Source organism: Gilliamella sp. wkB292 (genome assembly GCF_001690235.1).
Classification (GTDB): domain Bacteria; phylum Pseudomonadota; class Gammaproteobacteria; order Enterobacterales; family Orbaceae; genus Gilliamella; species Gilliamella apicola_F.
In genome coordinates this window covers 134961-146231 of record NZ_LZGO01000083.1, presented here as the reverse complement: position 1 = coordinate 146231, position 11271 = coordinate 134961, and the positions used below count along the sequence as shown (strand labels likewise).

Annotated in this window: 12 protein-coding genes and 2 pseudogenes; 11 read left to right on the top strand and 3 right to left on the bottom strand. The window is 35.5% G+C overall.

What is annotated here, in order from left to right:
- Together A9G09_RS13055 and A9G09_RS12445 are read left to right on the top strand one after the other, a co-directional pair.
- Positions 1-577: pseudogene (locus tag A9G09_RS13055) on the top strand (hypothetical protein); the annotation flags it as partial.
- Positions 577-954 carry a hypothetical protein gene (locus tag A9G09_RS12445; protein WP_065633244.1) on the top strand — a complete coding sequence of 126 codons (378 nt, stop codon included), beginning with the start codon at positions 577-579 and terminating at the stop codon, positions 952-954. The pseudogene A9G09_RS13055 and the gene A9G09_RS12445, both read left to right, overlap by 1 nt.
- Positions 955-1021: 67 nt before the next feature.
- On the opposite strand, the gene A9G09_RS13280 is transcribed toward A9G09_RS12445, so the two are convergent.
- On the bottom strand, positions 1022-1183 hold the full coding sequence (locus tag A9G09_RS13280; protein ID WP_176700933.1) for a SymE family type I addiction module toxin: 162 nt from the start codon (positions 1181-1183) through the stop codon (positions 1022-1024).
- Between A9G09_RS13280 and A9G09_RS13050 the strand changes: the two genes are divergently transcribed.
- The 6 genes from A9G09_RS13050 (at position 1151) to A9G09_RS12415 (ending at position 4866) form a co-directional block, all read left to right on the top strand.
- Complete coding sequence (locus tag A9G09_RS13050; protein WP_065635146.1) at positions 1151-2116, top strand: VENN motif pre-toxin domain-containing protein; 966 nt, start codon at positions 1151-1153, stop codon at positions 2114-2116. The two genes, A9G09_RS13280 and A9G09_RS13050, sit on opposite strands and share 33 nt — an antisense overlap.
- Entirely contained in the window at positions 2113-2448 is a 336-nt protein-coding gene (locus A9G09_RS12435) for a hypothetical protein (protein WP_218056928.1), read from the top strand. Before A9G09_RS13050 ends, A9G09_RS12435 begins: the two co-directional genes overlap by 4 nt.
- 305 nt (positions 2449-2753) lie before the next feature.
- On the top strand, positions 2754-3662 hold the full coding sequence (locus tag A9G09_RS12430) for a VENN motif pre-toxin domain-containing protein (RefSeq protein WP_065635145.1): 909 nt from the start codon (positions 2754-2756) through the stop codon (positions 3660-3662).
- Positions 3649-3897, top strand: a complete 249-nt coding sequence (locus A9G09_RS12425; protein ID WP_065635144.1) for a hypothetical protein — start codon at positions 3649-3651, stop codon at positions 3895-3897. Before A9G09_RS12430 ends, A9G09_RS12425 begins: the two co-directional genes overlap by 14 nt.
- A gap of 159 nt (positions 3898-4056) precedes the next feature.
- Positions 4057-4605 carry a hypothetical protein gene (locus tag A9G09_RS12800; protein WP_218056927.1) on the top strand — a complete coding sequence of 183 codons (549 nt, stop codon included), beginning with the start codon at positions 4057-4059 and terminating at the stop codon, positions 4603-4605.
- Between the two features lie 21 nt (positions 4606-4626).
- Positions 4627-4866 (top strand): hypothetical protein, encoded by a 240-nt coding sequence (locus tag A9G09_RS12415; RefSeq protein WP_065635143.1) that lies wholly within the window; start codon positions 4627-4629, stop codon positions 4864-4866.
- Positions 4867-5308: 442 nt separating this feature from the next.
- Here A9G09_RS12415 and manA read toward each other — a convergent pair whose 3' ends face one another.
- Positions 5309-6496 carry a mannose-6-phosphate isomerase, class I gene (gene manA / locus A9G09_RS12410; protein WP_065635142.1) on the bottom strand — a complete coding sequence of 396 codons (1188 nt, stop codon included), beginning with the start codon at positions 6494-6496 and terminating at the stop codon, positions 5309-5311.
- A 137-nt stretch (positions 6497-6633) separates the two neighbouring features.
- Positions 6634-7818: pseudogene (locus A9G09_RS12405) on the bottom strand (carbohydrate porin).
- A 336-nt stretch (positions 7819-8154) separates the two neighbouring features.
- Between A9G09_RS12405 and prfA the strand changes: the two are divergent.
- From prfA to kdsA, 3 genes are read left to right on the top strand one after another with little or no spacing between them, the layout of a single operon-like run.
- Positions 8155-9240: a peptide chain release factor 1 gene (gene prfA, locus A9G09_RS12400; protein ID WP_065635141.1), complete on the top strand. Its 1086-nt coding sequence runs from the start codon at positions 8155-8157 to the stop codon at positions 9238-9240.
- Positions 9237-10073 carry a peptide chain release factor N(5)-glutamine methyltransferase gene (gene prmC, locus A9G09_RS12395; protein WP_065635140.1) on the top strand — a complete coding sequence of 279 codons (837 nt, stop codon included), beginning with the start codon at positions 9237-9239 and terminating at the stop codon, positions 10071-10073. The genes prfA and prmC overlap by 4 nt, the downstream gene beginning before the upstream one ends.
- Positions 10074-10086: 13 nt before the next feature.
- Positions 10087-10944, top strand: a complete 858-nt coding sequence (gene kdsA / locus A9G09_RS12390) for a 3-deoxy-8-phosphooctulonate synthase (RefSeq protein ID WP_065635139.1) — start codon at positions 10087-10089, stop codon at positions 10942-10944.
- Positions 10945-11271 lie beyond the last annotated feature (327 nt).

Here is an 11271-nt window from a genome sequence, read left to right as displayed (position 1 = left end):
AGAAGAAACAGGTGCATTAGATGGTGTTAAAGATTCATTTAATGAATGGTTGACGACGGGAAGAGATGGTGCTCTTATAAAAGATGATGGCTCATCAAATAATGAACCAGAAATTAATAATCCAGTCACTGGTTCAGGGAGTGTTGCGGTAGGCGGCGATCCGGGATTACCGCCTGATGATGACAATAATAGTGACGATGATGATAAGAAAGATCAAGAAAAGGATAGTTCTAAGAGCAATAGAGATCCTAGAGATCGGATACAGCATGAAGATTATAAGGATGAATTACGTGCTAAAATGGAAAAACCAGATGTAAAAGATTCTGAACTTAAAAATATTATGGATGATTTATATCGACCTAATGCAAAAATAGGAAGTGGTAGCACTGCTGATGCGGTGAGATATGAAGCCGCAACAGGTCAAAATGTAGGTGGAAAATTACACTTAGAGAAAGCGAAAAACTATGTAAAAGCATTAGAATCTTGGCTAAAACGTAATCCGACAGCATCTTCTGCTGATAGGGCTGCGGCTGAAAATGTATTGAGAGATTTACAAAATGCTCTTAGGGGGAAATAGTGAACAAAAATCTTAAAGAATATCTTAGTCTTTTTTTTGTATTATCCGATGAAATACAAATTTTATTAAATGAATTTGATCATGAATGGGAGAATGATGAAGATCCTCCATATATATTCCTTTTTTCTAAAATAGGAAAAGTTATAGCAAATAACGTATTTTTATTTGATTATAAAAAACAAATTGAAATATTTTCTCATATAGAGTCCGGAATAAATTCTGATAATGAATATTTGGCAACAGCAGTAGCAACAGGGTTAGTTGAAGCGTTAGTAAATGTATCTGATGGTAATCCTGAATTATGGAATAAAATTGAAAGTCATTTAGGAACGGAATCAAAAAAACATGCCATTGCTTGGAAAAACTTTGGACAATAAGGAGATCTATTCCTAGTTCTGCGATCTCTATCGCAGAACAGAACTAATCATTTACCAACAATGCGATCTACTTCGCAAACTTGACAATTAACTTACCTTTTTTAGTGGTAGTGGTAATGGTGACGCTTTGTCCGGTTGTAAAACCAGTTTGTTCTAGCCAATTACCTTTTAGATATAGAACTGGGTGTTTGCCGTAGTGAGTGTGGTGACCGATGAACTGGCAGCACAAGTCATTCGAAAAACATTCTATGGGGATAAGAACGACAACGAATTAACCGAAGCAGAAAAACAAAACATCAGTGCACTCGCCCAACTGGCCACCGGACTGGCTATTGCCGTTGCTGGGGGAAATGTGGGTGATGCCGGCACAGCTATTGCTGCCGGTAAAAATGCGGTTGAGAATAACTATTTGTGTGTTGAAGCCACCTGCAAATTACGCCCGGGTGAGATGACAATGACGGGTGGTGGCGGTGCAATTGTTGGTGGGGCACTGGTAGGAAGTGCAATTTTAGCAGAAGAAACAGGTGCATTAGATGGTGTTAAAGATTCATTTAATGAATGGTTGACGACGGGAAGAGATGGTGCTCTTATAAAAGATGATGGCTCATCAAATAATGAACCAGAAATTAATAATCCAGTTACTGGTTCAGTAATAGGTGGCGCACCAGGATTACCACCAGATGATGATCATAATAATAAAGATAAATCATCAGCAAGTGAAGATAAGTCCCAGACAACATCTAATGGCTATAAAGTTTCAAATGGCGCTGATAAAGTTATAGATAAAGCCGATTTGGAAAATCCTATTGTTCAATCTCGTATTAATATTCAAAATGGTAGCATAAATGATAATAAAGGATGGAGTCATGTTGTTGCTAGACATTTTTATGGTAATAGTAATGCTAGCCAATTTACAATTAGTGAAGAAGAGGCGAAAACAATTATAGGAAGTAATCAAGTTAGGAATGTTCCAATTAGTAATACTCGAATTTCTACTATCAAAGGAACTAATGTTGAACAAAAAATTTATGAACGAGTAATAACATTAGATAAAAATATTGGGGTTGACAAGTTTACTGGTAGACCAACTAATACCATAACAATATTGACTGATAGATCGGGTAATTTGATTACAGCAACACCAGGGAGAATACTGCCATGATGATAGATAAAAACGAACTAACTCAAAAAATGTTAGTTGATCAGGAACTGGAAAAAGAAAAGATTTATCCTTTTTTTAAACAAGAATTTGGGGTTTTAGATTCGGCTTATATTCTTGGGGCTGGAATAGATCAATTTGAGGATATATATACTTACTTAGTCAATGGAAAATATGTTATTAACTTTGATGTATCAAGGATAAATCAGTTAATAACGAAGAATTCAATAATAACTGTCGATGAATATAAAAAGTCAATACAAGGGAAAGGTAGAGCAAAAAAGGAAAGCAGGGAATATTTAGATAAAATTATGAAAGAGATTTATACAAACTGATTTATTTTGGCAAGCTATTTTCCCAGTTCTGCGATTCCCATCGCAGAACTAAATTAATCATTTATCAACAATGCGATCTACTTCTCAAGTTAGCGCCATTTTTAGCGGTAATGGTGACGGATTGGCCTGTGGTGAATCCGAGTTCATTTAGCCGGTTGTCTTTAATGGTAAATTAAGGGGGGGAATCCCCCTACCAACGTTAGAGCGATCCCCAACGGTGTAATAGGTGGTTCATCTTTAGCAGCGCTGTTTTTGGTTTAGAATAGACCTTAGTTAAAATAACTACCTCTTAGTGTCGAGTTGTTGTGATTAGCAGATTGGTTGCGGAGTTACAAGGCAACTCAGGGCTTGTTGGTGGTGCAGGTGCTGTTGGAGGTGAACTGGCAGCGGATATCATTCGTAAACAACTTTACGGCAAGGATGTAAAAGACCTAACTGAAGAAGATAAACGCACTATCAGCGCACTGGCTCAACTGGCTACCGGACTGGCTATTGCCGTTGCAGGGGGAGATGTGGGTGATGCCGGCACAGCTATTGCTGCCGGTAAGAATTCGGTTGAGAATAATTTTATGGCTCAACAAGTGATGGATGAGCATGAAAAAGATTACAAAGATGGTTTATTACTTTTCAATGGAGATGAAAAGAAAGCAGCTGAATATGCCAATGGTATTATTGTTGATAAAGGTCAAGCTGCATTGATTGGATTAGGTAGTTTATTCGCTGCACCAGTATTACCAGAAAGCGCCATTATTGGTGGATCATTAAGTGGTGCTATTAATGCTGGGATGCAATATGTATTGAATAAAGACGGTAGTATTTCTTGGACTGATGTCGGAATTTCGACTGGTGTTGGAGCTATTACTGGCGGAATCGGAACCGGTTTTTTGGGAACTGTTGGTTGGAATGCGGCAGGAGGAGCAACATCAAGTTATTTAGAGGGAAAAGATCCATTAGTTGGCGCAGCAATAGGCACAATAAGTTCTGGCGTTGGATATTTCGGCGGTAAATTGTTAAAAGGCTCATTGCAGAAAGTATTTAATCCAGTTTCAAAACAATATGAATGGGTACCTATAGGTATTTGGACAATAACTAAACCTGCAGCACAAAGTTCAGTTCCTGCTATTAGTGGAAGTGCGCTTGATTCAGGGCTAAGTGAAATTACACAAAAAGTCATTAATATTAAGTTGAAAAAGACTGAAAATGAGAAAAAATAGAAAATATAATGCTTTATTATTTTTAGTAATAGCAACTCCTTTTATGTTTTTTTGCTGTACTATTATAATTGAATTAATAATATCAACACTTATTTATATTAAATATGGTAACTTTATATTTAATATAGATGACTTTTATCTAGCTTTAAAAATAGTTCCTTTTGGTATTCCTGCAGGAATCGCTATGTGGTATTTGGAGTGTCGTCGTTTAGGAATTAAGATCTTTGGCAAATAATTAAGATCCCAGCGTAAAAACTGGGATTTTTTATATCCGTGATCCTCATCGCAGCACATTGTTTCTTGTTCAGCAAATCCAATCTTGTGTGCTAATAATGTAGCAACGTGGTTAATCGAAACGGTTGGATTTGAAGGTAATCCAGCGGCAGGTTTGGGGATGACTGCTAGCGTATTTGCTAATTCATTAAGTAAGGCTGAATTAAATGACCTTGCCGCAATAATGGAATTATATAAAAATAACCTAATAGAAAATCCATCAGCCCTATTAAATGAAATAAGAACGACTCTTAGTGAAAACGGGGCTTATAAAATTGTTTATGATAGAGCAAATAATACTATCATTAAACAAATTAATGCCGGAAAGGGGACGTCGAGTACGACAGGACAGGCTGCTAATAATTTAAACATCAATGAATTAATTAACTCCGCCAATAAGCCAGTAAACGCTCAAGGATTATCTGAGGCGGCTAGAGCTTGGGAAAAACATTCAGGTAGACAAGGCGGAACATTTGATCCATTGAAAGGTAATGTTACTCAAAAGAATGCGGCAGCTAGTGAATTTGTTAAGGGAGTATTAGAAAACCCTAATACGATTAGAACAGAATTATCTCGTGGTGGCGTTGAATATAGATTACCTAACGGCCAAGGAATCCGCTATAACGCTGATGGTTCTTTTTCTGGTTTTTTAGATCCAAAAAAGAAATAACTGATAAGGGAATGACTAATTATGAGTACTGATTTTGAAATTGATTTTTTTAGTGATAATAAGTATGAAGAAATAACTATTGAAATATCCTACAAAGGACAAATACTTTGCCAATTAAATAAAGACAAAGGTATTTCTAATATAGAAATAGAGTTTTTCTTTGACTCCAGAATACTAGCAAAACAGGTAACACCAAAATTTCCACTTGATGAATTTATTAATATTTTAAATGAAGCAAAACAGGATCTTGTTACCGCATAAATAAAAGCCCCTCTCTGGTTAAGCGGGGAGCTTTTATCTCTTTTTAGATCAGCATTGCAAGTTCAATAATCAGCTTGTTCTGCTCAACTTTAATCACGACGGGCAGCCGACATAAAAACCGAATTGCTCCAGCTACCTGCCTTTGATGGTCAGTTGTGGTCAGGGGTTAGGTTTTGTGCCTTGTGGCACGTAACCGACGGTATAAAACCGAATAGCATCCACTGTGGATAAATCCCAAAAACCGGTTAGGTACCGGCACCATCAGTTTTAGTGATATAGAAAACAAAGCGGACTTTAAGGTGCCCCATGTATTGATAAGTGGCGGTACGGAAGGACTAGATGTTCTAACGGCGTATTAAAACAGTCATAAAGACTCGATTACCACCAAATTAGCAATGGATAAAGATGGATTGATTATCTGTAATTAAGGCAAATTTTTATACTAATTAGATACTTTAGCTAAAATCCCTTCTCCTGTATAACAATACTCTTTAGCTTGATAAGCAATAAAAGCTGATTCTCCTTTGCTGAGGACTACTGATTCAAATTCTGTGGTCAAGCAAATCTTTCCTTCAAGGCATAATACTATTTGTGCGCTAGTTACCTTTTGTTCTTGTTGTTGATCATTACTGTATATAATTTCGAAATTAAAATCGTCAACTGGAACTGGGAAAGATATTTTATTAGCATTGATTATTGGTTTTATCAATAGGTTATTCAAAGTAAGACTATCAAAATTTGTATTTTGAATTAATTGTTCAATATCAATATATTTATGGGTTAAGCCTGCTCTAAGTACATTATCTGAGTTTGCCATTACTTCAAGCCCTGTTCCTTTGATATAAGCATGAGGTGTTTGTGCGTCTAAAAACATAGCTTGCCCGGGTTGTAGTTCAATAACATTTAAAATTAATGGCATAAATATTCCGATATCATTCGGGTAATCGTTAGCAAGATCTTTAATGGTTGCATAAGGTTCATTATAAAATGATGCAATATTAGTTAATAATTGCTTAATAGCTTGATGTTTTCTTTCTGACGATAGTGTTAGCAATGTTTGAAAAAACAGTTTTAATTGTTGTTCATTCGGATTATTTTGTAATTGTGCAATTTCCTTGCTCAAGGTTGTAACACTTATTTGACCAAACAAATTTAGAATTTCAGAAATAGGGCGAAATGATCGCATCGCTTTAAAGGGGGTTAAGGCGTAAATTAATTCTGGTTTATGATTTGGATCTTTATAATTACGTTTAGGATCATCTAAGGCAATACCAAGTTCATTTTCTTTTTCAAAACCACATTCAGCTGCGGTTTTTGTTGGATGAACTTGGATTGATAAGGCTTTATTTGCGGAAAGAATTTTAAAAAGATAAGGTAACCCAGCAAATTTTTTGTATGTATCCTCGCCTAAAATAGCTTGCGGATTATTATTGATCAATTCATCAAGTTTTACTTTATGATTATCACTATCAATGGCCTGTGAACATCCCATTGGGTGTGCACCCATCCAAATTTCTGCAATTGGTTTTTGGGTAGAATTGCTGATTCCCAACACTTTTGTTATCTGATCAAGGCTACCCCAATCAAAATTTTTAATCGCATTTTCGAGTTTCCATACTGTTTGTTTCATCGTTTTTACCATTAGCATAAATAATTGGTGTTGATACCATTAAGTAATAGTGGCTAACTATACACTTGATACAAAAACTTGCAAACTGATAAATATAAGCCAGTAAATTAAATAACTGAACTGGCTTTTATTACTAATTAATAGAAGTATTTGAATCTAACACGTGCGCCATAGCGGTCATCGGTATTATCACCATGAGATTTACTTCTATCCAATAGTGAGTAATAGGTGCCTAAATAAATATTAAAGTTGTCCATATCTAATACGTTATTAATTAAATAAGAAGCATTGACTGTATGAATTTTATATTTTCCTTTATTATTGATATGACCGTCTTTGATACGATTTTCTGGGTTAAATTTTTTAATATCATTATTGGCAAAAATGTACCCAAATCCAATTTGTTCCCAAACTAGATTGGTACCTATAGTCATATCTTTTTCATCTTTGGCATTCATATATGCAAAACTAGTATTGATTTTAAGTCCTTTATTTGATGCATTTCAGTCACCTTCGCTATTCCATGATAATGTTGCGCCATATCCTGTTCTACTAGATTGATCACGAAATTTTTCATCATTGTCATAGTAACCATAAGCATTTTTAACAACATTGGTTTCGGCGGCTATTGCTGTTGATACACTATCATTTTTCCAAGATAAAACAGGGCGAACATACGCAACATTTTTCTTTTTGTCGATGTTATAGCCATGATAAGTTGATTTGTTGAACATCTTTTCACCATTGTTAATTAATCCATTTAATTCGAAATTAAAATTATTTAAGAAGGGTTTATTTAATTGAATACTGCCACCATTTTTGCTTCTGCCTCGACCTTCTTTCATCATATAAATATATCCAAAACCGTCTTCATAAAGATCATTGGCGGTATTGCCTGAATATTCGATAAACGTGTCTTGACCCAGTGGAAACATGTCATAAGCTTCGTAACGGCCAATCTTAATATTCCACTCCTCTTTTTGACCAAAGTAAAAAGCTGCATCATCAAGGTTCATATCACCACTTAAATCAGCAAGAGGTTGTACTGTAAAACCAGCATAATTAGAATGGTTGATTTCTCGATAACCATCTAGACCAATCAAAATTCGCCCATTGATATCCCAGCGATCTTTGTCGGCAGGTTGGTTTTTCTTATCAGCGGTCTGTTTTAATGAGCTTAGTTGTTGTTTGCTGCTTGCAGCATCGGTATTGAATTCAACATCACCAAACAATTTTAATTGTCCTTGTGGTGTATCCCATTGAATTGCAGCATTGGCGATAGAACTTAATCCCAATAAACTTAATGCGAAAAATTTTTTCATGATAGCGACTCCTTAAATGATTTAAAATTGGTTTATGTATGCGATAACATTTAATTTTTATATGATTTATTTGTTGTTATTTTTAATGATTGAAAAATAAATGATAACGCTTACATTTATATGTTATGAGGTGATTCAATTTTTTAAAACTTGAAAAAGCGATTTATGTGACATGTGCAACATCTTTAGTAGATTGATTTTTTATGGATTAATTTTTTCGGTTTTTTATCAAGGTTATTTAACTAAGCAGACAGCAAGCTGAAACTGTATTTTGCATACAATTAAGTATATAATGCCCAGCAAATTTAATTATTTATCGTTAAAATTATACTTTTTATGAAATCTTCAATTATCAGCAAGTTAGAAACCCTGCAAGAGCGCTATGAAGAAGTTCAAGCATTATTATCTGATGCTTCGGTCATTGCCGATCAAAATCGTTTTCGTACGCTTTCTAAAGAATACTCTCAATTATCTGGTGTGGTTAAGTGTTTTACTAGTTGGAAGCAAACACAAGAAAACATTGAAACTGCTAAAATGATGTTGTCAGATCCTGAAATGAGTGAAATGGCTCAAGAAGAACTCGATGAGGCATTAAGTCAAGTTGAAGAACAAGAAAGACAATTACAAGTTCTATTATTACCTAAAGACCCTAATGATGATTACAACTGCTTTGTGGAAGTTAGAGCAGGGACTGGAGGTGATGAAGCGGCCATTTTTGCTGGGGATTTGGCAAGAATGTATACTCGCTATGCTGAATCAAAAAATTGGCGAGTTGAAATCATGAGCTCGAACGACGGTGAACATGGTGGTTATAAAGAAGTGATTATGCTTGTCAGTGGTGATGGTGTATATGGTAATTTGAAATTTGAATCAGGAGGCCATCGTGTTCAACGTGTACCAGAAACCGAATCTCAAGGTCGAATTCATACTTCAGCGTGCACGGTTGCAGTATTACCTGAAATTCCAGAAGCGGAAATGCCAGAAATTAACCCAGCTGACTTAAAAATCGATACTTATCGTTCGTCAGGTGCTGGTGGTCAGCACGTTAATACCACTGATTCAGCTATTCGTATTACCCATATTCCAACCGGTATTGTCGTTGAGTGTCAAGATGAGCGTTCGCAACATAAAAATAAAGCTAAGGCGATGTCTGTATTAGCTGCACGTATTCAAGATGCTGAAACGCGTAAACGACAACAAGAAGAGGCTTCAACCAGACGTAATTTATTAGGTTCAGGTGACCGTTCTGATAGAATTAGAACGTATAATTACCCGCAGGGTCGAGTTACTGATCACCGTATTAACCTGACTATTTATCGCTTAGATGAAGTGATGGAAGGTAAATTAGAGATGTTAATTGATCCAATCGTTCAAGAGTATCAAGCAGATCAGCTTGCGGCATTATCGGAACAGGATGAATGACTTATTTAGAATGGTTAAAATCAGCATCACAAACGCTCACTGAAAGTGAGAGCCCTAAACGTGATGCTGAAATTTTATTAAGCTTTGTTACACATAAAACGCGCACATTTTTAATGGCATTTAGCGAAACATTACTTAATGATGATGAGCTTATTGCCTTAGATGGATATCTTAAGAGACGTCAAGCTGGCGAACCGATTGCCTATATCACGGGTGAAAAGGAATTTTGGTCTTTAAAGTTTCATGTCTCAAATGCCACATTGATTCCAAGACCCGACACTGAAAAATTAGTTGAATTAGGTTTGGAGTATTTATCTAAAATACCTTGCGAAGTTCTGGACTTGGGTACAGGTACAGGTGCTATTGCTATTGCGATGGCAACAGAGCGCCCTGATTGTTTATTTACCGCAGTAGAAAAAAATAAAGATGCATTAATTTTAGCTCAAGAAAATGCTAATCAAATTGGGGTTAATAACGTTTATTTTTTACAAGGTAATTGGTATAAGCCGATTAAGAATCGTAAATTTTCAATGATTACCAGTAATCCGCCTTACATCGAACCAACCGATATACATTTGTCACATGGTGATGTGCGATATGAACCAAGAACAGCACTGGTTTCGGAAGATGAGGGGTTGGCAGATATTAAATTAATTGTACAAGGTGCAACTAAACACCTTCACCAATATGGTTGGTTGCTGATTGAACACGGCTGGAAACAAGGTTTGGCCGTTCAGACAATTTTCAAACAACATGGATTTCAATTAGTCGAAACCGTCACTGACTATAGTGGTAACGATAGAGTTACGCTTGGCCGATGGTTCAAACCTTAACTAGGAATATTTTATGAAGCAACAAAAAAGAGTTAAAGTTGGTGATATTACTGTCGCTAATGATTTACCATTTGTGTTATTTGGTGGTATGAATGTCCTTGAATCACGTGATTTAGCCATGAAAATTTGTGAACATTATGTTACCGTGACAAATAAATTGAAAATCCCTTATATTTTCAAAGCTTCTTTTGATAAAGCAAATCGTTCTTCAGTACACTCTTATCGTGGACCAGGTTTGGAAGAAGGCTTGAAAATTTTTGAAGAACTAAAAAAACAATTTGGTATAAAAGTGATTACCGATGTGCACACCGAAGCGCAATGTCAGCCAGTTGCTGATGTGGTTGATGTAATTCAGTTGCCTGCATTTTTAGCAAGACAAACAGATCTGGTTGTTGCAATGGCTAAAACTGGTGCGGTGATAAATGTTAAAAAACCACAATTTGTAAGCCCAGGCCAAATGGGGAATATTGTCGAAAAGTTTGAAGAAGCCGGTAACGATCAAATTATTCTTTGTGATCGTGGTAGCTGTTTTGGTTATGATAATTTAGTTGTCGACATGCTGGGTTTTAATATTATGAAAAAAGCCAGTCATGGTTCGCCTGTTATTTTTGATGTCACCCATGCTTTACAATGTCGAGATCCAATGGGCGCAGCGTCTGGCGGTCGACGGGGGCAAGTGACTGAGCTTGCTCGTTCAGGTATGGCTGTTGGTATTGCTGGGTTATTTTTAGAATCTCATCCAGATCCTAGTCATGCAAAATGTGATGGCCCATCAGCGTTACCATTAGCAAAACTAGAACCATTTTTAAAACAGATGAAAGCAATTGATGAGTTAGTAAAAAGTTTTGAAGAAATCGATACGGAAAACTAATACTGATAAAAATCTGTTATTACCTGCAAATCAAATAAAGAGAAATGTTAATCATTTCTCTTTTTTTGTTCGATACTTTCTAAATATTGCTCATATTGATAATAATTCAATATATTTAATTTATTATCTTACCTATCACATTACTATTTAGTTTTTGAAGACTGATTGAATAATTATTTTTTTATATGAAAAAAGTCGGCTTTTATTCAATAAAAATAGCAGTAATTTCTATTTTTTGGTGATTTTGATCACGATTTAAGATCATTTAATTTGCGAACTAAAATATGTTTATGCATCATAAAAATGCTTATTTATCTGTTATCTGAT